This is a genomic window from Paraburkholderia sp. FW306-02-B (genome assembly GCF_058782725.1).
Genome location: NZ_JBYSXZ010000003.1, coordinates 79,369 through 99,891, shown reverse-complemented (window position 1 = coordinate 99,891; position 20,523 = coordinate 79,369). Strand labels below are relative to the sequence as shown.

Annotated in this window: 20 protein-coding genes; 3 read left to right on the top strand and 17 right to left on the bottom strand. The window is 60.1% G+C overall.

Features of this window, described 5'->3' with window-relative positions:
• Window positions 1-20: 20 nt before the first annotated feature.
• From AC3WOG_RS36110 to AC3WOG_RS36030, 17 genes are all read right to left on the bottom strand, one after another.
• The gene (locus AC3WOG_RS36110; protein WP_492582654.1) at window positions 21-782 is read right to left on the bottom strand and encodes a TIGR02391 family protein; all 762 of its coding nucleotides are present in this window, start codon (window positions 780-782) and stop codon (window positions 21-23) included.
• Between the two features lie 42 nt (window positions 783-824).
• Complete coding sequence (locus AC3WOG_RS36105) at window positions 825-1,820, bottom strand: HNH endonuclease (protein WP_492582653.1); 996 nt, start codon at window positions 1,818-1,820, stop codon at window positions 825-827.
• Window positions 1,821-1,886: 66 nt separating this feature from the next.
• Entirely contained in the window at window positions 1,887-2,267 is a 381-nt protein-coding gene (locus AC3WOG_RS36100; RefSeq protein WP_492582652.1) for a hypothetical protein, read from the bottom strand.
• 309 nt (window positions 2,268-2,576) lie between these two features.
• Window positions 2,577-3,152, bottom strand: a complete 576-nt coding sequence (locus AC3WOG_RS36095) for a hypothetical protein (RefSeq protein ID WP_492582651.1) — start codon at window positions 3,150-3,152, stop codon at window positions 2,577-2,579.
• A gap of 451 nt (window positions 3,153-3,603) precedes the next feature.
• The gene (locus AC3WOG_RS36090) at window positions 3,604-4,335 is read right to left on the bottom strand and encodes a DUF5677 domain-containing protein (protein ID WP_492582650.1); all 732 of its coding nucleotides are present in this window, start codon (window positions 4,333-4,335) and stop codon (window positions 3,604-3,606) included.
• Window positions 4,336-4,396: 61 nt separating this feature from the next.
• Window positions 4,397-4,669, bottom strand: a complete 273-nt coding sequence (locus tag AC3WOG_RS36085; protein ID WP_492582649.1) for a hypothetical protein — start codon at window positions 4,667-4,669, stop codon at window positions 4,397-4,399.
• 74 nt (window positions 4,670-4,743) lie between these two features.
• Window positions 4,744-5,247: a hypothetical protein gene (locus AC3WOG_RS36080; protein WP_492582648.1), complete on the bottom strand. Its 504-nt coding sequence runs from the start codon at window positions 5,245-5,247 to the stop codon at window positions 4,744-4,746.
• 100 nt (window positions 5,248-5,347) lie between these two features.
• The gene (locus tag AC3WOG_RS36075) at window positions 5,348-6,112 is read right to left on the bottom strand and encodes a hypothetical protein (RefSeq protein ID WP_492582647.1); all 765 of its coding nucleotides are present in this window, start codon (window positions 6,110-6,112) and stop codon (window positions 5,348-5,350) included.
• Between the two features lie 11 nt (window positions 6,113-6,123).
• A complete protein-coding gene (locus AC3WOG_RS36070) occupies window positions 6,124-6,852 on the bottom strand; it encodes a hypothetical protein (RefSeq protein ID WP_492582646.1) in 729 nt (242 codons plus the stop codon).
• 450 nt (window positions 6,853-7,302) lie between these two features.
• Window positions 7,303-7,569, bottom strand: coding sequence for a hypothetical protein (locus AC3WOG_RS36065; protein WP_492582645.1), 267 nt, complete (start codon window positions 7,567-7,569; stop codon window positions 7,303-7,305).
• A gap of 149 nt (window positions 7,570-7,718) precedes the next feature.
• Window positions 7,719-8,126: a hypothetical protein gene (locus tag AC3WOG_RS36060; RefSeq protein ID WP_492582644.1), complete on the bottom strand. Its 408-nt coding sequence runs from the start codon at window positions 8,124-8,126 to the stop codon at window positions 7,719-7,721.
• Between the two features lie 1,466 nt (window positions 8,127-9,592).
• Window positions 9,593-10,291, bottom strand: a complete 699-nt coding sequence (locus AC3WOG_RS36055) for a tyrosine-type recombinase/integrase (RefSeq protein ID WP_492582643.1) — start codon at window positions 10,289-10,291, stop codon at window positions 9,593-9,595.
• A 407-nt stretch (window positions 10,292-10,698) separates the two neighbouring features.
• On the bottom strand, window positions 10,699-11,658 hold the full coding sequence (locus AC3WOG_RS36050) for an SOS response-associated peptidase family protein (protein ID WP_492582642.1): 960 nt from the start codon (window positions 11,656-11,658) through the stop codon (window positions 10,699-10,701).
• A 46-nt stretch (window positions 11,659-11,704) separates the two neighbouring features.
• A complete protein-coding gene (locus AC3WOG_RS36045) occupies window positions 11,705-14,848 on the bottom strand; it encodes an error-prone DNA polymerase (protein ID WP_492582641.1) in 3,144 nt (1,047 codons plus the stop codon).
• Between the two features lie 6 nt (window positions 14,849-14,854).
• Window positions 14,855-16,324 (bottom strand): Y-family DNA polymerase, encoded by a 1,470-nt coding sequence (locus tag AC3WOG_RS36040; protein ID WP_492582640.1) that lies wholly within the window; start codon window positions 16,322-16,324, stop codon window positions 14,855-14,857.
• Window positions 16,245-16,961, bottom strand: a complete 717-nt coding sequence (gene imuA / locus AC3WOG_RS36035; protein WP_492582639.1) for a translesion DNA synthesis-associated protein ImuA — start codon at window positions 16,959-16,961, stop codon at window positions 16,245-16,247. Before imuA ends, AC3WOG_RS36040 begins: the two co-directional genes overlap by 80 nt.
• Before the next feature lie 516 nt (window positions 16,962-17,477).
• The gene (locus tag AC3WOG_RS36030; protein ID WP_492582638.1) at window positions 17,478-18,395 is read right to left on the bottom strand and encodes a DMT family transporter; all 918 of its coding nucleotides are present in this window, start codon (window positions 18,393-18,395) and stop codon (window positions 17,478-17,480) included.
• A 100-nt stretch (window positions 18,396-18,495) separates the two neighbouring features.
• Here AC3WOG_RS36030 and AC3WOG_RS36025 point away from each other — a divergent pair, with 100 nt between their 5' ends.
• The 3 genes from AC3WOG_RS36025 (at window position 18,496) to AC3WOG_RS36015 (ending at window position 20,490) form a co-directional block, all read left to right on the top strand.
• Window positions 18,496-19,419: a LysR substrate-binding domain-containing protein gene (locus AC3WOG_RS36025; RefSeq protein WP_429345597.1), complete on the top strand. Its 924-nt coding sequence runs from the start codon at window positions 18,496-18,498 to the stop codon at window positions 19,417-19,419.
• A 249-nt stretch (window positions 19,420-19,668) separates the two neighbouring features.
• Window positions 19,669-20,040, top strand: coding sequence for a YciI family protein (locus tag AC3WOG_RS36020; RefSeq protein ID WP_171929655.1), 372 nt, complete (start codon window positions 19,669-19,671; stop codon window positions 20,038-20,040).
• 111 nt (window positions 20,041-20,151) lie between these two features.
• Window positions 20,152-20,490, top strand: a complete 339-nt coding sequence (locus tag AC3WOG_RS36015) for a hypothetical protein (RefSeq protein WP_492582637.1) — start codon at window positions 20,152-20,154, stop codon at window positions 20,488-20,490.
• Window positions 20,491-20,523 lie beyond the last annotated feature (33 nt).

The window sequence follows — 20,523 nt, the reverse complement described above, 5'->3', positions numbered from 1 at the left end:
GGAGTTCCGCATCGGAAACTTCAATCCTGATGATCAACCGGCTCCGGGACACGGCGTGCGTCCACAATGCGCAGTAGATGCGACGCAAGCATGACCATTTCTTGCGCCTCGCGCGCGTCAGCAATTGTTACGGTGCGGTGCGAGTGCGGGTTCTTATAAGAACCGATAGCGCCTGCGAACAGGTGCGCCAGCGCTTCGCGCTCCGCCTCTGGCTGCAACATATCAGTCAGCGGGCCCGACGCCTTGTCGAATGCCTTGCGCATCAGACTGGTGCCGATGTCCGTGGGTGCGAGACCTGCCGCGTCCCGAACTGCCACCTCGACGGACTTAAAGGCGGCGAACACAGCCTCGTCATAGTCGCCCCGCGCAAGACTCAGCCAGACCTTATCGGCGAAAGCGGGGTGTAGAAGTGTTTTCGGGAACTCCACGGCATCCCGGAACGCGCGGAACCCCTGGTCATCCACCAGAACCTCACCGCGGCGGCTCACCACGAACCAGCCATTGCGGCCGTTCGGCTCGCTTGCCGGCACCATCAGCCCGGTCACTTGCAGCCAGTTCCATGCCTCGGCGAGTGCTACATCAATTTCCGCCTGGCGTTGCCGCGGATAGCCACCGCTCGCGTCATAATTCGCACCGTACAGGTACTGGGTTGCCGTGGCCGTCGTGAACATTCCGTTCTGGCGATTCTGCTTCGCCAGCTTGAGCAGGATCGGCGCAAGTTCTTCCGGCGCGAGGTCGAGTAGAACCTCGACGTCTGGCACAATCGTTTGCAGCGTCGCCATTGCCTTTTCCTTGTCGATCAATCCTGCGCGCAGCAGGTCCGGCTATGCCGATTGAGTCGCCTGTTGCGACGGGTGGAACTGCTCGGCGTATGCAAGGAGCTGGATATTCAGCTCCAGCGCTTCAGGCGAATAGTGGGCATCCCGATGGCAGTTCGGGCACAGGGCGACGCAGTTCCAGACTCGGTCTCCTTTTTCTACCCCGAGGATGTGATGCACGTCGAGAAAGCCGGAGTAGTCTTGCTTTCTCTCGCATCCGTTGCGCTCACAGCCGAGTGCGCGTGCAAGCACCGCGCGGCGAACCTGCGGATCGCGTTTGACCTCCGACCGCACCACAGGACGACGCTCAGCTCCGTCACTGCCGATGCGCCACGCGTCGCTAACTGGACAGTCGTCGTAGGTATCGTCAACAGGTTCCTCGCCGCACGCCGGCACAATCCCGAGCTTGGCCAAATCGATGACGCCGGGCCAGTTCCATAATATGTCCGCGACTTCATGTCCGTACGCCTTACGGTCGTCCTGCAACCAGATTGTTGGGCTGGTCCCGTTCATGGCATGGTTCTTCGACATCCTGCCCAACAGGCCCTTGGCGATCAAGTTCGCACTTACGTCGCGCTGGCCGAGCCAGATCGGCGCAAGTTCCTCGCGGGGGATTAGCGCGGCATAGACTAGGTCCGCACCGTCGCGCTGCACGAAGAGATGATGCGTATTGCCTTCGGCCCGGTCACGCGCGACTACGAAGGCGAGCGTATCGTCCCAGCTATCGTTGATCAGTCGAGCCCGCAATTGCGCGGCCGCGATCTTCCGCTCGTTCGCACGTCCGTCCGTGCGGCGCCAGCACAAACGTACGCGCATCTGCAGTATCTGACCATCGGGTGCCTGCACACGCAAGAACTGCGCGATCGCGGTGCCGGTCTGCGTACGCTGGTCGTGCAAAACTGTGTAGCCACGTGCCGATAAGAACGGCGCGATGGCGTCGCGCGTCACGGCTTCTTCCGAAAGGCTTTCGTTGCTGCGAAAGGCGCGTTGCTTCTCACTCAAAAATGGTACTCCTAGTGGTAGCATGGTTGTATTATGTCCCGCCGCAGAATCAGCTTTCCCTACTCGTCAAAACTTCCGGCTTATAAAGAACCCGCCAAAACCATTCGCCGCAGTAAGGATGTATGTCACATTGTTCGACTTGAATCCGTAGAGCGCGATCAGCGCCTGAAAAAAGCAGAACGCCGCTGCCACGACCCAATTGGACTTGAATGTGCGCTTGCGTTCTGACTCCGCGTCATCGAGTTCTTTCATCTTTTGCGCGTGCGCGTTTGCATCGCGTACAGTCTTTTCCCGCTCCCGAATGTCCGTGCTATCTACAAAAGCATGTCGGATGCTTTCGGCAGCGCGAGCGAGACCGAACGGGTCATCGCCTTCCTTCTTAGGATTTGCCAATGGGCTTCCAGATTGCGACGCGTCGCCGGTGATGATATTCGAGGTTTTTTCCATGCGACCTGTCTCGTCTACTCGTTAGTCTTTGTGGGTTACTGCTCAGCTTCGGCTTTCCCATTCACCAGTGCGCGCCGTTATGAGCTTCCCAATGAGGGCGACCCGCTCGCAGAATTTTGTAGGGGATCCGATCCGCCGCCAGGATGTGCGAGACAGCAGACCACTGAGCGCTTGTCAGATTCACAGTGAAAATAGTTTCGTTCCCAGGAATGGGGCCGCTCGGGTGAGGAAGAAGCTGGCTAAGCGGTATACCTTGCGCTTCCTCTGTAGGTAGTTCGAGTGTGATGGATGTCATGGACGTGCATTCCGTTACGCAATCACTCGGCCGACGATCGGCCAAATCACAAACTGCCAGAGAAAATACAGCACGGAAACCACTCCGATCAGCGTGAGTGCCAAGACAAGGCGTGTGGCCCACTTCGGTGGTGGTTGCCAAGGGATAACGGAAAGGATCTTCGCGAAGCCTTGGTCGCACTTCGTATAGGAATTAATCTGGTTCCACAGGAGCGGCGGATGGTACAGATACGTAATCGTCACCTGTTCGTTCGGGATAAGCTGCGCAAAGACCAATTCAGCAGAACCGTCTTCGCGGCGTACCAGCTCGTGCCCCACGTTCGGCCATACTCCAAAATTCGGCGGTAGAACGGCGTGCCCCAGTCGCACATTGGTGGCAACTACCTTGCCGGCGTTGCGTACCACAATCGTGTGCGTGTTCACCTGAAACGCTTGAAACGCTTGGCCGTCCGCCGGCCGCACCGGAATAGCCGACGCGTGCGATATGAAGCTGACCAGCTTCATCCGTCGTTCAAAGATGCGGTTCAGCAGAGCACCTACCTGAAGGGCGACGATAGGAGCAGCGATGGTGGCGAAAACGTTCCAGTCCATGCGTTAACTTTTCCTAGCCGTCTAGCGACAATCTGTGTTAGTGGCGTTGCCGAACTGGGTCGTCGTGCAATGAACTTGCTTCGCCTGCTGCAATTGGGCGGACGCACCAAAGGCCGAGTAAGCGGAATCGCGCGAAGTAGTGGCCGATGACGTCCCTGCATTCAGCGTTGCGACGAGATCCATCCGAATCGCCTCGGCGCTTTCGGGTTGGGCTTGCATCGCTGCGCAGTAGTGGTCAACCCGATCGCGCACGTCACCCATTCGCGCGAAATGCGGTCGTATCGCGCTGCACCATCCGGCATACCACTTGGCATCCTTTGTCTCCCTGTGGAGGGACGCATACTCGCGGCCGTCTGCTGCCGCGTTGTTGTACGCGTCGACGTGACCTTGCCAACCCAAACCCTCGATCGCACATCCGGCGAGAAGCGATAGTAAGCAACAGCAGCCAATGTTAGCAAGTCTCACTTTTCTTTTCCTTTGTCTTGTGCGGCTCGCAAACCGACTGCATCACGGATATGCCCGCCGCAAGGCACTCAGAAATTAAATTGACTGTCCATTCGAGATAGTCATCCGTAGGCCCGAAGCGCAGCTTTGGTCCCCCTTCGGCTTTCGACATCAATTCGTGATTAAGCGATGTCAATGTGCTGTGGGCCGCGTTCTGCGAGAGAGTACGGTAGATCATCTCATAGAGATGAGTCATTTCGGCTGCGTCCGCTGCGTCCCACACGGAAAACGATGAGTCGCCGGGCAGCTCCGAGAGAGGTCGAAGACGCGCCTTGTCATCGTCGGTCAGCGCGGCGCCGATATCCTTGTGTTTGAACATCTGATTGACCTGCTTTCGCTTCTCAGCGTCGTCACGCTTGCGAAAGCGGTCCAACAGATCGGGCTTGCGCACAAGGGCAACAGCGTGAAACAGTGTCTCGAGGGCACCGCGTAGCGTAGATTGCGCATCAGCCACCATGCCGCGCTCGGCCAACAGAAATGCGGCCTGGCAAGCCCGAACGCACTTTGACCAGTACGCTATTGCAACGCGCTCAGCCGGAGATCGTCCGTCAAACACCAGCGTCGCTAAATGCGCAGATGCGGCCGCCGACAAGTCGAGGAATCTTCGACACGCACCCGCAAATCGAACGCGAGTCCGCGCACGGAATTCTTCGATTTCGCTCGAGACGAAATTGTGCATCGCGTGAAACTCCAGTCTGTTCACTTGGTTGTGTCGCGCTCGTAGCGCGACTTTCCGTGCCTTAGCTCCGGGCGAACCACGAAGGCACTGTATCGCCTTCTCCTCGCAGATTCGCTAACATATAGCCGCAGAAATCGTTTGCTGCTTCGATTGCCGATAAGTCATCTGGAATCCGCTCGCTCGCATACAGCGCATCACCCAATGTTCCGAGAGTCCCCGACGCGGAAATAATGTGGCGATTCGCGATTGCGTTGGAGGGCTCTAATGACAGGTTGATCGCGTTTGCCAAGAGAGCTGTCTGGACCGCCCAGAGGAACTGCTGTTGTTTGCTCATTTTGTCTTGCCTTGTTTGTTACCGCATACCGCCTGGCCTGCGGGACCCATCGCGCGTCGTTGACTTTTCCGTGTTCAATTGACAAGTTCTAGGGTCGTCCTGTCGGCTCGCCAATCCTCTATTGTTTTTGTCCATTCCGCGACTTCCGCGTTGTGTTCCGTTGCCGCCGATTCAGCCCCCTTTCTCCTCCTCGACCCATATTCGGCCACAAGCCAGTACCATATGGCAGCGGCAACCAGCGCCGAGAAGGTTCCAGACACGTATCTGTAAGCCAACGCCGATACTAAGAGCGTCGACGCCACATGGAAAGCTGCGTTGCGTTCAACGGGACCGATAGGACTGGCGTTGTGCCCGTAGTACAAAATATTGGCATCGAGGAGTCTTGATCCTCGGTCCCGATACTCTTCGCGAATGTCAGCATCCGGGATACGCGTCGCCGTTTGCGTAAAATTGAGCCGCTCCAGTTCACGATCGGATAGACCAAGTAGCGGCTTTACGGAAGCGTCAAAATATTCGTTAAACGCCTTGCGCACCGTAGCAAGGTCCTCGTACGACGCCGCCCGTGCCTCTTCGCTCATCGCTGTCCTGTCTTTTCCGCGGTTAACTGACCTTCAATATGCGTGACAATTTCCTTCATCGCATCCGCGACGTCTTGGACATATCCTTTCGAAAACACGTCTAGCCTCTTGTTCGCCTTGTCATAGCCGTTTCTGTGTACGCAGTCATGGCGATACACGATTGCCTTGAAAAGTTTGCCTTCGTTTCCGGCGAACTCCAGATGTCTACGTTGATCGCAGTTTTATACAGAAAGGAGACCGTCTCAAGGCGATGATAGAGCACACCTTTAAGGTACGTTTTTACAGTGTCTGATACAAGATTGGAGTTTTTGGAAATCTCCACAAGCGGAAACGAAAGATCTTTGAGATTCTTGTCTGAGGCAAGAAGGTGTCCCACCGCGTTCGCATCATTCAGCACGCTGTTCACGAGCGTGTCGCCTAAGTATGCTTCGAACGCACTTACCTGCTGCGCGAACACCATCCGGTTGATAAGGTCCGTTCCAGTGTCTCCCCCATGCTCCGCGAGCAATTTCCTGACTTGGTGGTATGAATCGAGAAGAATCTCTTCAGGTTTCTCCGGGATGTCATCGTTCCACCAAAATGGATCGTTTAAATCCGGAGCGGAATATCCAACAGTGCCACAATGGACGGTGGTATCGGGATGGTCATTCAACGTGATTTGGCAATCAAATCCACCGCTGCACGTAACCTCGGCGGAAAACCACTCTTTGCACTTTCCGCATTGGATATCGGTCTGGTCGTCGGAGTAAAGGTCTGACATCTTGTCAGCACTACCCCATGCCGGCTCAGCGACGGCGACGCGGCTATGCGTAAGCTCACCGCACGCTGGGCATTTAAATTCCGCGGTAGTTTCGAAGCGCTGCATTTATTCTTTTCCTATTCGTGATCGCTTGTCTGCGAGAGCGAATCCGCCAGCGTTTCGGCTGCGGCGACGTGCTGCGTCTGCTTGCCGAGGATCGTTCCCGTCTTCAGCAGATGCGCCGAGCGACGATCGAGCTCGTTTGGCCACCAACGCATGCGCAGCCGGTGCCATATGTTTGGTCGGGGATTGAAAACCAACCGGTCCATGAAGTACGCCGTGAGCGTCGCGTGTTCGACGCATAGATACCAGGCTTGTTGAACTCGATCTGCACTTCGCTGCACCACTGCCATCGCCCCGCGAACATTGGCCTGCGGCATCGGTGCTCGCGAGCCATTTAGCGCGTCGTCAAATTGCTGAAGAAGCGTCTCCAAGTCCTTGTGCCTCATCTGACAGTGCATCAAGTGCGCGCTTAATCGCGCATCCAGGTCAGAGAGCTGGGTCACGGTCACGCTGTCATGAAGCACCGACACCAACGGGCGCAGCTGCCGAAGACGCTCGGCACGCCACTGAGGTTGAGCCCATCGCCCGAGTGGCGGATCGATGGCTCGCAACGCCCGTTCAAGCGCGTCATGGGCCGCGATAAGTTGATGCGTGTCTGGAAGTAGCGCCGAGGCCATCACCCAGCGTTGCCGGCGCACCGCCATCGACGCGACGATCAGCGCGCCGATCACGCCCATGAGCCCTCCCATGAGCGAGCCGGCGAGTGTCTGCCAGTGATCGAGCCAACTCACGATGAGCGTCATAAGGCTTTTCCTATTTCGCGAGATTCTCTTGATTTCCGGGCGGTTTTCGGTGCATCAGGACGATCGGGATAATCCTATCCACTCGGTTCTGATCCATCTCAACTCGCTGCATGAACATGCGGCGGGCACCAGAATCTGTTAGATCGGAAGCCAGCGCATTCACCCAGGCCTGATATTCTGGATCGCAGGTCGAGGAAAGGGCTATCGCTATGGTATGGGCGTCAGAGGTCCGATCATCTAGCTTGTCGACGTTGGCGAAGAGGCAGGATGACCAGCGGTGCTCAAGTCCATTCTGTTGTTGCTTGGTGAACTGGTGGTTCGGGCTGCCTGGCGCACCCGGTAACTGTTATCAACAAACAGGCAATCCAGACGACTCTGCATTTCATGTTGTGGCTCCGGTGATAAGTCCAACGTCGAGGCTCATTTTGCGCCGCCTGCTTTTCCGCCTCGTTAAGCGTGGTCGGCATCCGGGTCAACGAATGAAACGCGATCACCTGGTCCTACGCTATCAGTTGACCCTTCACCGACGGTTCCAATTAACGTGCTGCCATGAATTTCATCAAGCAGCACCGTGAGGACAGCGTTTCCGGATATCAAGTCGAGGGTAACTAAATCACCAACATTGAAGATTGCGGGAAGGGTGACACCTGGCTCGATATCCTGTGCACCGGAGTGCACGCGGGTGACGTCGAGTAGATGTTTAGTGATTTTTTCCATGTGTCTGTTTTCCTAGGTCGGGTGAGCGGGGAGCCACATCAGCGCCCCGTCGCTTGAGAGTCATCAGCAAGCCGCTGTTCGCCTCGATGACCGCATTCCGCGCACCGGTACACGTACAGGACGTTGCCTTTCGGTTCCATGATCTTTTCCTATGCCTCGTTGTCGGGACGAAGCATTTCCCCGATTGATGCGCGGATCGCCGCAGAGAGCTTTTCCCGTAGGCGCTTCGCCATCGCGGGAGCTATCTCAATAAACGCGTCGTCGTCGATCTTCAAGACGATCATGCCCTGCGCGTTGCAGAACACTTCTAGGTTCTCGGCGTCAGCTTCCGGGCCGCGCGCGAAGTATCTCGCCGGTATGCTTTCGCTATCCGGCGCTGCGCCCTGTCCGGTCGCATCTCCCGCCGCTGCATAGAGCCATCCCGCTACGAGAGGCGTTTGTTCAGGGTTGAGGTAAATCTCTGGATCGGGTTCATTGATGTCATTGACCTGCTGAGTGAGCACGACCATGCCATCGTCGTCGACCTCGACCGAAATTGCCTGCATCTGTTTCTTCATTCTTCGTCTCGCTTTTCCTATCTGCGCCGGTTTTGAGGGGCTTCGAGAAATCCGTGTTTTGCTAGGTTCTTTCGCGTCTCCTCTTCATCACACCGGGTGAAGAAACCGCCTCGCACTCGCTGCCAGCCGTACCGCTGCATGTACTGCCACGTCACTATATTCTCCAACTCCGACGCCCGCTCCATGTTGCCGGTGCGGGAGTCTATCGTTTCAATCAGGGCGACAGGTGTGTGCAGTTTAGTCCATGCAGCGCCACGCCGGCCGCCATGTTGGGCGATACGAAATGACGGCCGTCCCGACGTCAGTCCGACGTAAAAGTTGTCCCCGGTCAGACGAAGCACATAGATAAAGTAGGTAGTCGCCGCACCCACTTCTGCCGCGGCATGGATTGCACTGCATGACGAAGTTTGTCGGTGTGTAGCTTTGTCCACAGTTTTCCTTGTCAAGCGGCGCGGCCGCTGTTCCGATGGGCAATGGATCTCGTGTTGTCGAGCGTCGACTTCGAACGGAGCCGCGTAATATCCAACCGTAGCTCCATCACGTTCTTTTCCGTTGGGCTTTAGGATGTTTTCAGATACTGGCCAATCTTTATTTCGGTCCCGCCGCACTTCGGGCATATTGGACTCATATCGCCGCTATCTGCTCGCTTCCTAGCAACGGCCGTGACCTCCGGTGCCTTGTTCGAAAATCCAACATAAGAGGTTGACGAGCGATTCCAGTCGTCCGACGACCTTATGCATTCGCCTTCATGGCCACATGCAGCACACGCCGCGATGTAGTGATTGTGTTCCCATGACATACGGAGATTTGCGCACTGCTGATGGACGGTTGTACGACCCGGAACCACGTATCGTCTCGCCCCTGGGAAACACCGTCGATGCTCACAATCACTGCTTCGGTCATCCAAGATGTACTTTCGCCATTAGTGACGCACGCCGATCCGGATTTCACCCCAATGTCGAAGCAAAGCTTGTTCTGCAACAAGTATGGTTCGGGCCAAATGTCAGCGGTAGTGTTGCCGCTCTTGTTCTCCGGTTTGCATACGATGCGCGTTTGAGCTGATGCAGACACCACTAGGCTCACTAGCACTAGGAAGAGAAGCGTCTTTAGGTTCATTGAGGCAACTCCAAAATGCCTACGGTGTGCAGTGTGTTATCCATCATATCGCCGTGGCGGGATGCCAGATCAGTGCGAAAAATACATCACCATCGAAAATATGAATGCAAGGATGACCACAACCGCCCAGAACATCTGCCATCCTGGACTGGAGCGGTTTATCGCCTCGGCGAGGTGACTTTTACGTCTATATTTTCGGCGCGCCATGGCGAAGCCCTCAATCTATATGTGTATTGCCGCAGCAGTGGCATTTCCGTCCCACGATAGTCCATTTGGCCGATTATGCGAATTGCATGAATCTGCTTTGGACGTGGAATCTGCATCCAACGATAGTTAACGGCATCCACGCATCAATCTTTATCAAAGACCCTGTCGAATGTCGCGACAGCTTCCCATCGTTCCCGCCGAGTCACCTCCAGATACGGGGCAACGTGGTCCAGATGGGAATGCCCAAGCAGCAGCTGCACCGTGTCGAGCGAGTGGCCCTGCGCAACCAGGCGGCTTGCAAACGTCCTTCGTCCACTGTGGCTGCTATGATCAGCACCGAGGCCAGCGGCACGGTACAGACCTGTGACATAGCTTTGGAGACTGTCGGCCGCGAGGTATTCGACCGTCTCACCATCGAAGTTGACCCGCCGCTTAACGCTCAACTCGAACGCGCTGCCTTTCTGAGTGAGGATCAGCCGGGTGTGGGGCATGAGACCGCGATACTCCCGTCGATCCAGAGCCGCGCCGGCACCGCGTCGGTAGCGCCATTCGATATAGCGGTCGAACGCGGCGATTGTGCGCTCGTGTGCTAGGTAGATACAACGGGGGCGACAGCCCTTCGTGATCGAGCCTCGCAAGCTGACCTCTTCGCGTCGCGCGCCCGATTTGGATAGTACATCACGGATTTCAATGCGTGCAATTTCGGTGACTCGCATCCCGCATGTCATGCCAAGCAGCAGGATTAGGGTGTCGCGTTCGGGGAATCGGCTTGTCTCTTCGGTGACGCACAGCAGATGGCGAAATTTGGCGGGGGTAAGGACTTTGGCGCGTTTAGGTTCCATGCTTCCTTTCTCGGAATACGCTCGAAAATCGAGCCTGTTACGAGAGAAAAAACGCCGGGCGCTCCTTTCCAGTATATCGCCCGCGGTGCCTCATTTCCTCGGGAAAAATGCCACTGCGCATTGGCAACACGCCGGCCTGCGGCGCGATGGATGTACGGACCCTCAGACCAGCCTGTTAGGCAACCCGCGCGAAGGCCAGGAAAGTTGCGTTAATGCAATCCATTTCTATCGCCAGATAGGCTTGCGCCAGTCTTGCGGCCCTACGCGCCGCTGGCTGCCACGAGTTGAACACTCACAACAGGCCGATCTCCGAGTGCGAAAGCTCTTTGCGTACCGAAGAGGGCGGCCGCCATGCCCGCCGTCCCCGGGCTGCGCGCGGTCCGATGCCTTCAATGATCGGTCCCGGCTCAGGCCGCCATGCGATGCTCGTAGTACGGTCGCTCCCGATCATCGAGAATCGCGTACTGTGCCGCGAGATTGCGTGGATCGGGATTGAGCCACGCGTCGATATGCTCCGGCTTGATGGGAATGATGCAGCGATCGTGGCCGGCTGCGGCAACTTCAGGGGGCGGCTCATCAGTGATGGCCGCGAACGAGAGCAGATCAGGCTCGCCAGGGCTTTGCCAGTGCGACCACAGGCAGGCGACGAGCATGTCCAGAGCGGGCCGCGGCTTGAACTCCAGGACCACGTTTTCCTCCAGTTCGCCTTCAGCGAGCTCGCGCCCTTCAAGGCGATGTCGTTTCACATTTTCATAGAACGCATTCGCGACGATAAGTCCGTGCGAATACCCAAAAACGCCCTTCCAGAAGCCTTCGAGGTTGTCAAGCCTGGCATTGTAGAGTCCGGGATATTTCCTGTCGTAGAACGCAGGCTTGCCAGCCGGGCGACAGTGATATCGCATCGGCTTGATGACGCGCTTGCCGTCTTCCATGACCATCACCGGAGCATAGTTGTCGGGGAAAATTCGCGAATCGCGGTCTTTCGGTTCGGTGCGCCGCAGATCGTCGAGCCCGCGCAGCGCCGACTCGATCTTGCTGGTTGCGATCCGTTTGCTTTCGGTGGCCGCCTTCGTCGTCTTGCTTTGCAGGGCGCGTTCCGCGTCGGCGAGTCGCGCGCGCTGTTTGAACAGTTCCTGCTCCAGCCTGGTTGCCTGCTCGCCGTTGAACCGGTCGATGGCTTCCCTGATCCGCCGTTCATCGTCGGTGTGGGGCACCGAGAACGCGGCGTCCATCGCCTTCGGAATCTTGACGTTGCTGCCCTCGGCGCGTTCCCAGTACAGCTGTGCGAATTCCCGGATGCTCATGTGTGCGCCAAACATCCTGACGTACTTGCGGTAGTCCGCCTGGATCTGGGCCGAATAGCACATGCTCGCTCTCCCTGGAAGAAGGTGCGCGAATATGGTACGCCGGTTCTTAATGGAAGTTTCGTGTCGACGTGACGAGCGAGCCGAGCAGCGGGGACACGTCGATCAGCCGGTGCGCGACGAGGTGGCGCACTTCACCCTCACGCTGCCAGACGCCGTACACGGCAAGCAGTGACGAGCCGAGCGCTTCGCGCCGCTGCTTTTCGAGCAGGGACGGCCAGATGATGACGTTGACCTGGCCGGTCTCATCCTCCAGCGTGACAAACATCACACCCTTGGCCGTGCCGGGCCGCTGCCGGACCGTCACGATGCCGCAGGCACGTGCGAGCTGCCCGTTCCGGAATCCGGCCAGCGTCGACGCCGGCAGCAGTCGCTGGGCAAGCAGGCGAGGGCGCAGCAGTTCTAGCGGGTGCCGGCCGAGTGTCAGACCGAGCGTCCGGTAATCGCTGGCGATCTGCTGGCCTTCCGTCATCGGCGCGAGGACCGGCGTCGCGTCGTCATCAGTCGCGCCGCGCAGCAGATCCCGGTCAGGTACCGCAGCCACCGCATGCCACAGCGCTGCACGCCGGTCGCCGGCGAGTGAGTGCAATGCGTCGGCTGCCGCGAGCGCCTGCAGATCCTTGCGATCGAGCTGCGCGCGTCGTGCCAGATCGGAGACATCGGTAAAGGGCCGAACAGCCCGCGCGAGCTCGATGCGCGCGGCGGCTTCTTCTTTCAGGCCGCGTACCAGAGACATGCCGAGGCGGACCGGGGACGAGGTTGTCTGGCCTTCAACCGCCGAATCCCAGTTGCTCAGCGTCACGTCGACCGGCAGTACCTTCACGCCGTGGCGCCTGGCATCCTGCACGAGCTGTGAGGGTGAATAGAAACCCATCGGCTGGCTGTTGAGCATTGCGACGAGGAACGCGACCGGTTCATGGTGCTTCAGCCATGCACTCGCATAGACCAGCAGCGCGAAACTGGCCGCGTGACTCTCCGGAAAGCCATATTCGCCGAAGCCCTGGATCTGCGCAAAGATGGCCTCGGCAAACTCGCGGTCGTAGCCGCGCTCGAGCATCCCGTTCACGATGCGGTCGTAGTAGGCTTCGAGTCCGCCCTTGCGACGCCACGCCGCCATCGCGCGACGCAACTGGTCAGCCTCGCCGGCAGTGAATCCTGCCGCGAGCATCGCGACCTGCATCACCTGCTCCTGAAAGATCGGCACACCGAGCGTGCGCGAGAGCGCCTGCTCCATCTGCGGGCTCGGATAGGTGACGGGCTCCAGCCCCTGCCGCCGGCGCAGGTACGGATGCACCATGCCGCCTTGTACCGGGCCCGGACGTACGATCGCCACCTCGATCACCAGATCGTAAAAGCAGCGCGGCTGCAGGCGGGGCAGCATGCTCATCTGCGCGCGCGACTCGATCTGGAATACGCCGACCGTATCGGCGCGACAGATCATCCCGTAGGTGTCGGGATCTTCGGCAGGAATGTCCTGCAGCTCGAACGGCTCGCCACGTTTTTCCGAAATGATGTCGAGCGCGCGGCGGATGGCCGACAGCATACCGAGTGCGAGCACGTCGATCTTCAGCAGGCCAAGTGCCTCGATGTCGTCCTTGTCCCACTGGATGATCGAGCGGTCGGCCATCGCGGCGTTCTCGATTGGCACCAGCCTCGACAGCTTGCCGCGACTGATCACGAAGCCGCCACTGTGCTGCGACAGATGTCGTGGAAAGCCCAGCAGCAGCGCCGCGAAATTCGCCCACTGCACGATCAGCGGTGCTTCAGGGTCGAGACCGGCCTCGGCGAAGCGGTTGAGCAGATCGCGGCTTGAGTCGAACCACTGGTAAGCCTTCGCGACGCGATCGACGATCGCCGGATCCACGCCGAGTGCCTTGCCCGATTCGCGCAGTGCGCTGCGTGGACGGTACGTCGTCACGGCGGCCGTCAGTGCTGCCCGATCTCGCCCGTACTTGCGGTAGATGTACTGCACGACTTCTTCACGGCGCTGATGCTCGAAATCGACGTCGATGTCAGGCGGCTCACCTCGCTCTTTCGAGATGAACCGCTCGAACAGCATTGAGGAGCGCGCAGGATCCACCTCGGTCACGCCAAGAGCAAAGCACACGGCCGAGTTGGCCGCCGAGCCGCGCCCCTGGCACAGGATGCCTTCGCTGCGCGCGAACCGGACGATGTCGTAGACCGTCAGGAAGTACGGCTCGTAGCGCAGATCCCCGACCAGCGCGAGCTCGTGTTCGATCTGCTGCTGTACCTGATGCGGGATGCCCGCTGGCCAGCGGCGATGTGCGCCGATGTAGGTCTCCTGTCTCAGGTAGCTGGTCGGCGTATGGCCGACCGGCACCAGCTCGTCGGGATACTCATAGCGCAGCTCGTCGAGTGAAAACGTGCACAGGCGAGCGATTCGCAGCGTCTCCTCGAGCGTGCGCTGCGAATACAGGTTGGCGAGCCGCAGACGCGATCGCAGGTGCTGCTCGGCGTTGGGCGCGAGATCATAGCCGCATTCGGCGACCGGTCTGCCGACCCGGATTGCCGTCAGCACGTCCTGCAGTGGTTTGCGCGAACGCACGTGCATGACGGGCGCGCCGGTCGCGACGACGGGAACGCCGTGACGCGCCGCAACGTGTTCAACGGCGCCGCGGTGAATATCGTCCATTGCACGCGCGTGCAATGTCAGTGCGACCCATGCGCGATCGCCGAAGGTCTGGACGAACCACTCGACCTGCGTATCCAGTCTGTCTTCATCGGCAGGGTAGTCCGGTGACAGGATCGCGACGCACTCGGGCAGTCCCCGCAGGTGTCCAAAGGGCTTCTCCGGGTGCGCGAGATCCAGCGGCGCGAGCCGGTAACTGCCCTTGTGTGCGCGCATGCGGCCGAGCGTGATCAGCTCGGACAGGTTGCCATAGCCTTCGCGCGTCATCGCCAGCGCGGTGAATGACAGGGCCGGCGAGCCGTCGGCGTTGGTCAGGTGGAAGTGCGACCCGACGATGAAAGGCAGCCCGGCCTTCTTCGCCTCGATGTGCGCGCGCACGACGCCGGCCAGCGAACATTCGTCCGTGACGGCCAGCGCGGCATACCCGAGCTGTGCGGCGCGAGCAGCGAGATCCTCGGCGTGCGATGCGCCGTGCAGAAAGGAGAAGTTGGACGCGCACTGAAGCTCCGCATAGTCGGGCAGTGCGCCGTAGGTCGGCGCCATGGGCGATCACCCGAACAGGCCGTGCAGGAACCAGCGCGGCTCGCGTTCCTCGACGGCGCTTACGCGCTCCCGGAAGACCCAGTAGTGCACCGCGTCTTCGGACTCCGCGATAAAATAGTCTCGCGTCACCGGATGCCCATCCTGCCAGCCGACCTCGATCCGTTCGCCCGGCGAGACCATGCGCAGCGGCGTGCCGTAGAACGGACGGTGGCCGCGCATGATGAGCTGTACCGGCTTGTCGAGCAGCCACGTGGGCCGCGGAAGGTTCGGCGGCGGCAGCGTGGACCTGACGGTCTCGCCGATGGGAAGCCAGCGTGCGGCGACTTCCGGGCGGTGGTCGGCAACCGGAGCCGCCTTGAGCACGTTCTGCGCGCCGAGCCGGGCGAGGAGCAGCTCCACCAGGCGCGCGTGATCCTGCGGCGAGCCGCCGGGCTCCGGAAACAGTGACTCACTGGGTGCGTCCGCTTCGCGGACGTCCTTTGCATCGAGGCGAACGGCGATGACCGGCGCGGCCAGTTCGACGCGGCCCAGCCGTTCTTTCAGCAGGCGCACGAGGTGGTCCTCGCGTGACGTCGGTTCGCCAAGTGCGATTTCGATTGCCGTCGGTGGCACCGCCGCGCGGCCGCGTTCATGCTCGAGCTCAAGTACAAACCGCGCGATCGCCAGCTGTCGCGCCGACAGCCAGCCGGTCATCTGCAGGATCAGGCGCCGCGCCGCGAACAGCACGGCTTCCGCGTGCTCGATCCGGTCGGGCAGCTCGAGCCGCGCGCTGAAGGCGGGGGGCAACTCCAGCCATTCGTACACTTCGGGCGCCGCGCCCGTCGCGCGATCGAGCGCATCCAGCAGCGCCGTGCCGCAGCGCTTCCTGAGGCCTGCGCGGGGCAGGCGCCGGACGTCGTCCACGGTTGTGCATCCCAATCCGTCGAACCATTCGGCGTAGGGGCGCGCAGGCGGCAGGGCAGGTAACGGCACGCGACTCAGCATACGGTCGACGGAGCGCAACGTGAGCGCGATGCCAGCCGATGACCTGGCGAAGAGCCACGCGGCCTGCCCCGTAGGGGCAACGGCAAGTGTCGCGGTCACGCCGAACGTGGTCACCGTTTCACCCGCCCGCCGGCGCAGTGGCCGGATGCCGCCGAATAGACGCAGGCTCGCCGAGACGTCGGCCAGCACGACCGATTCCTCCGCCAGCACCACGTGGGGGGTGAACTGCAGCAGGGCGAACGCCACGCCACGAACAAGCTCCGCTTCACGGGTGAGATCACGTTCCCGGATGACCGCGTCGGGGACGAGCGTCAGCACGCCACCGCGGCGCATGCCGGGCACGATCCCGGCCGAGTGCGCCACGTCGTCGAGCGCGACAACGCGGTCCTTCTCCAGCACGACAAACCCGGCCTCATTGCGTGGCGTCGACCAGCGCGGGAGAAACGACTCGAGGGCGAGGTGCGGCAGATGTACGCCGATCCAGAGTTGCATATCGGCTCAACAGGGCAGGTGAAGGTACGAGAGGAACGAAAACGGGTTCGTCGCGCTGTGGTCCGCGGCGCTTGACGAACGTCACTTCAATACCGCCCCTGGCGGCTCGCAGTGCAAGCCGCAGCGGCGCCGGCGACGTCGCCTGGGCGGCCGCGAGTGGGCGAAACAGGAACAGCAGGGTGTCCGAGGCCTGCGCGGCCAGATGCAGGCGCCGCAGCGCTTCCTGCCGGACTTCGGCTTGCCAGAAGAGCAGGGCGCCGCAGGTGCCGGCACGCAGGATCTGCTCGGCGGCCCACAGCGCATCAGCCGTGCGTGGTGCGCGCAGCACGCAGGCCTGTCCTGCGGGAACGCCCAGCCACGCCAGTCCGGCGGGTTGCAGCCGGTGCGGCGCCTGCAGCAGGAGCAAGGGGCGGGACCCAACGGTCGCCAGCGCGGGCTGCAGCAGACGCAGTTCACCACAGCCCGGCTGCGGTGTGAGCAGTTCGGTGAGCGCGCCCGCGGGCCAGCCGCCGCCCGGCAGCTCGGCGGCCAGCGCGGCGTGGCCGCACGACACCACCCGGTCGAAGCCGGCGGCCAGCTGCGAAGCGCGCCAGAGGCCAGGGTGGATTTCTTCAGGGTGACGCGGCAGGGCGCTCATGGGGCATGAGTACTGTATAAATATACAGTATCTAGTGTAGCGCTTATCCCGAGAAAATGTGAAGCCGGTGCCGGTACACGGAATTCGTTGGACTAGTGCGGTTAGCTAGACTCGAAAGCACGGAATTGACTGGGCTGGACGGAATCGGCCGGAATAAGTCGGTGGCAACGTGCGGTGCAACGAGGTCGCGGGCGGTGCTCTAGTACGCCGACCGATGAAGGTTCGTTTTGAGGAAGCGACTGACGCTGGGCGACCCTGACGGGACATTCACCGCGTTGCCCGCGGCCGTCGGCTTACGAACGCCAAGCTGACGTTCGGGCGGCCACCCTGAATGGAACAGCACAGCCTGAAGCGGGCCGCGTGGCGCTTTTCTGAATCCAGTCGGGCCCCGCGCTGCTGGAGTCCGCCATTTTCCGCCGCCGCGTCGGCACACTCAGTCTGCGCTGATACCACAGTCGCCCTGACACATATGTGCCTCGGACACCGGTCGAAATGATTCGACGAAAGCCGCCATACTCAACTGAGCGCCGATCGCGTCCGCGAAGCGGCAGCTGGCATCGCGCGCCGCCGGCTCTGCAGCAGATACACCCCCGCGAAGATAGCCGCCATTGCGAGCAGATCGAGTGGTCGCATCGGTTCGTGGCCGATCGACAATCCCAGCAGCAAGGCAATGACAGGCGGGATATATGTCACGCTGGAAGCCGCGACCGCGCCGAGCCGCCTGACGATGAAGTAATACAGAATGTAGGCGACTCCGGTTCCTGTCAGCCCGAGACCCAGGACGAGCCCAAGCGCGGCACGCGTGTCACCCGTTACACGTGCCATACCGTGGAAGTCTGTGACGCCGCTGACCACGACGAGCGCGAAGCCGATCTGCCAGGTCGACAGTGCCAGTGGCGAGAGGTCGAGGCCGGAGAGAAAGCGCCGCGCGTACACGAACGAGCATCCGACGCTCAGCGAGCCGGCGACCATGTAGGACACCCCGAGCAAATTGACGCCTGCGCCGTGCGCATTCCACGGCTGCGCGATCAGCAGCACGCCGGCGAATCCACTCGCGATGCCGACGATCATCCGCGCGGTCGGGCGTTCCTGCCGCAATAGCACCCAGGCGACGACGAAAGAAAACAGCGGGATCGCTCCGCTTAGCATGCCCGCCACGCTGGATAGCAGCAGCGCCGCCCCCTTCGCGAATGCGTAGTAGTAGACCACAGTGGCGAGAAGCGACATCACGAAGAAATGATGCGCGTGGCGCAGATGACGCCATTTCAGCTCACCCCTGAACAGCGCCATGGCGAGGATTGGCAGGAAACCGAACAGCGTCCGAAGAAATACGATCTGGGATGCCGATATGTCGACGCTCGCCCACTTCATGAACATGAAGTTGGTGCCCCAGATGAGGCCGAGCGCGGCGAAGGCGAGGTAGGCGGGGTTCATGGCGATAATCTCGATGGAGGGCTTGGAGTCTTGATTGTCTTCATGCCGCCTATGCGCTACAAATGATTTAATTTCTTCCATGCAATAGAAAAACTGCGCTATGCAACCAATTCCTCCAATGAAAGCCTTGGTGGCTCTGGAAGCTGCCATGCGGCTCGGCAGTTTTTCTCTGGCTGCCCAGGAACTGAACGTGACGCCCGGTGCGGTGGGCCAGCAGATCCAGAAGCTCGAAGACTGGCTCGGTGTCGCCCTGTTCGTACGGCAGATACGACAGGTAACGCCGACCGTGGAAGGTCGCGCGTATTTCGCACGGATCCAGCCGGCGCTCCTGGAGATCATCCATGCCAGCCGCCGCCTGCGGGAGCGTCACAACAAGGGCGTTCGGCTATCGATGCCGCCGAGCTTTGCCGCAAAGTGGTTCGCCCCTCGAATGGCCGACTTTCTGCAAGCTCACCCGGGAATCGCATTGAGCTTGAACACGACCACCACGCTTGTCGATTTTGAATTCGACGCCGTTGACCTCGCGGTCCGATATTTCGACGGCATCGATCCGCAACTCGCGGTGCAACTGCTTTACACCGACGAGGCACGTGCATACTGCAGCCCTGCTTACGCGAAGAAGTGGAAATTGAAGCGACCCGAAGATTTTCAATCCGCGACGCTGCTTCACAACACGCTGCATCCTCACTGGAGGGTGTGGCTGACACGCTTCAGCAGTCTTGCCGATGCGCAGATCGAGGCGATCAACGGCATTCAGTTCGACCAGTCCTTGATGGCAATCGAGGCGGCCGTGCACGCGCAAGGGCTGGTCCTGACAAGTCCCATCTTGGTGGAAGCCGAGCTCGCTGAAGGGTCGCTTGTTGAACCGTTCGACAAAGCGCTGCCGTTGTCCAACGGATACTATCTCGTACACCCCAAGGCGGAAGAGCTTCAACCAGCGGTGAAATCGCTGCAAGCGTGGATGGCTGAGAGGATGGCTGCCAGGAGCACTCCCCTGGATTCCGGTCAGGCAACACATCGATGACTCGAAGCCGTTTCCCCGCGAATAGCGCTTGGCCCAACAACAACGGACGTTTTTCGGTTGGGGATGACGGACCGCTCCTGGCCGACCTCTGCCTCACGCGATCCGCATGTGCAGCACGAGCCCGGCGGTCGGCACCGCGCGACCCCAAAAGCGGACAGTCTGGCGAGACCCGCTACAAACTTTTCAGAAGATTGTCGATTTTCGATCATCAGCTTCGTCGTCAGGTTATTCACACCCAAAGGATCTCCCATGAAATACCTCGGCTTGGCCTACTTCACCCCCGATAAATTCGCCGCGATGGCGCCAGACGACGTCAAGAAATTGGTGAGCCAATGCCCCGCATTGGACGACAAGATGCGGGCTACCGACAAGGTACTGATTTCCGCATCGCTTGGCGATCTGGACAACTGGAGGACGCTCCGCCCGCGCAGTGGCAAGACGCACGTCACCGATGGGCCCTATACCGAGTCGAAGGAAGTCGTGGGCGGCCTGTTCATCATCGAGGCGGATACCCATGACGAGGCGTTGCGCATCGCCTCCATGCACCCGGCGGCCACGCTGGGCGAAGAAGGTGGATGGGTCGTCGAGCTTATCCCCGTGGATTTCTACTGGTCCCGATGAGGGCTTGGACGCGTGTCTCAAATATGCGTTGGGGCTCTGTTCTCCTCAAACACCTTCACGGCTTCGTGAGTCATCGCGACGATGCTACTTCTGGGCCGAGCGGCGACGCCTGTGATCGACCCGAAGCGGGCCTTCAGATTTCCCGAAAGCGGCCGTTCAACAGTCTGGGATGTCTCGGATCAAAATATCATGTTTACGCCAGAGTTTTCTGCAACCGACGCCACAGAACACACGCTGATCGCCAATCACTATGTCGAGACGGAAGATGCACTGAACCTAAGCGTTGCGTTCGTACGGGCGCGGATACTTTTTGGCCGACAACACGTGCCTCTGCCGACAAGGTTTGTGGCGCACTATGACGTGCGTGGACAAAGGGTTGTGGACGATCTGGGGGGGCGGCTGGAAAAAGCGCTCGGAGACGTCGCCGAGGTTCGGGTGAAGCGGTCATGAGCCTTCAACTTATAGCTCGTGGGGTATCCCTGA

Excerpts from the sequence above, each read along its gene's own strand:
- AC3WOG_RS36040 (WP_492582640.1), bottom strand. The coding sequence starts at position 16,324 with ATGCAACTCTGGATCGGCGTACATCTGCCGCACCTCGCCCTCGAGTCG.
- AC3WOG_RS36020 (WP_171929655.1), top strand. The coding sequence starts at position 19,669 with ATGAAATACCTCGGCTTGGCCTACTTCACCCCCGATAAATTCGCCGCG.
- AC3WOG_RS36070 (WP_492582646.1), bottom strand. The coding sequence starts at position 6,852 with ATGACGCTCATCGTGAGTTGGCTCGATCACTGGCAGACACTCGCCGGC.
- AC3WOG_RS36065 (WP_492582645.1), bottom strand. The coding sequence starts at position 7,569 with ATGGAAAAAATCACTAAACATCTACTCGACGTCACCCGCGTGCACTCC.
- AC3WOG_RS36060 (WP_492582644.1), bottom strand. The coding sequence starts at position 8,126 with ATGAAGAAACAGATGCAGGCAATTTCGGTCGAGGTCGACGACGATGGC.
- AC3WOG_RS36090 (WP_492582650.1), bottom strand. The coding sequence starts at position 4,335 with ATGCACAATTTCGTCTCGAGCGAAATCGAAGAATTCCGTGCGCGGACT.
- imuA (WP_492582639.1), bottom strand. The coding sequence starts at position 16,961 with ATGAGCGCCCTGCCGCGTCACCCTGAAGAAATCCACCCTGGCCTCTGG.
- AC3WOG_RS36100 (WP_492582652.1), bottom strand. The coding sequence starts at position 2,267 with ATGGAAAAAACCTCGAATATCATCACCGGCGACGCGTCGCAATCTGGA.
- AC3WOG_RS36050 (WP_492582642.1), bottom strand. The coding sequence starts at position 11,658 with ATGTGCTATTCGGCCCAGATCCAGGCGGACTACCGCAAGTACGTCAGG.
- AC3WOG_RS36030 (WP_492582638.1), bottom strand. The coding sequence starts at position 18,395 with ATGAACCCCGCCTACCTCGCCTTCGCCGCGCTCGGCCTCATCTGGGGC.
- AC3WOG_RS36080 (WP_492582648.1), bottom strand. The coding sequence starts at position 5,247 with ATGAGCGAAGAGGCACGGGCGGCGTCGTACGAGGACCTTGCTACGGTG.
- AC3WOG_RS36095 (WP_492582651.1), bottom strand. The coding sequence starts at position 3,152 with ATGGACTGGAACGTTTTCGCCACCATCGCTGCTCCTATCGTCGCCCTT.
- AC3WOG_RS36045 (WP_492582641.1), bottom strand. The coding sequence starts at position 14,848 with ATGGCGCCGACCTACGGCGCACTGCCCGACTATGCGGAGCTTCAGTGC.
- AC3WOG_RS36110 (WP_492582654.1), bottom strand. The coding sequence starts at position 782 with ATGGCGACGCTGCAAACGATTGTGCCAGACGTCGAGGTTCTACTCGAC.
- AC3WOG_RS36055 (WP_492582643.1), bottom strand. The coding sequence starts at position 10,291 with ATGGAACCTAAACGCGCCAAAGTCCTTACCCCCGCCAAATTTCGCCAT.
- AC3WOG_RS36025 (WP_429345597.1), top strand. The coding sequence starts at position 18,496 with ATGCAACCAATTCCTCCAATGAAAGCCTTGGTGGCTCTGGAAGCTGCC.
- AC3WOG_RS36085 (WP_492582649.1), bottom strand. The coding sequence starts at position 4,669 with ATGAGCAAACAACAGCAGTTCCTCTGGGCGGTCCAGACAGCTCTCTTG.
- AC3WOG_RS36075 (WP_492582647.1), bottom strand. The coding sequence starts at position 6,112 with ATGCAGCGCTTCGAAACTACCGCGGAATTTAAATGCCCAGCGTGCGGT.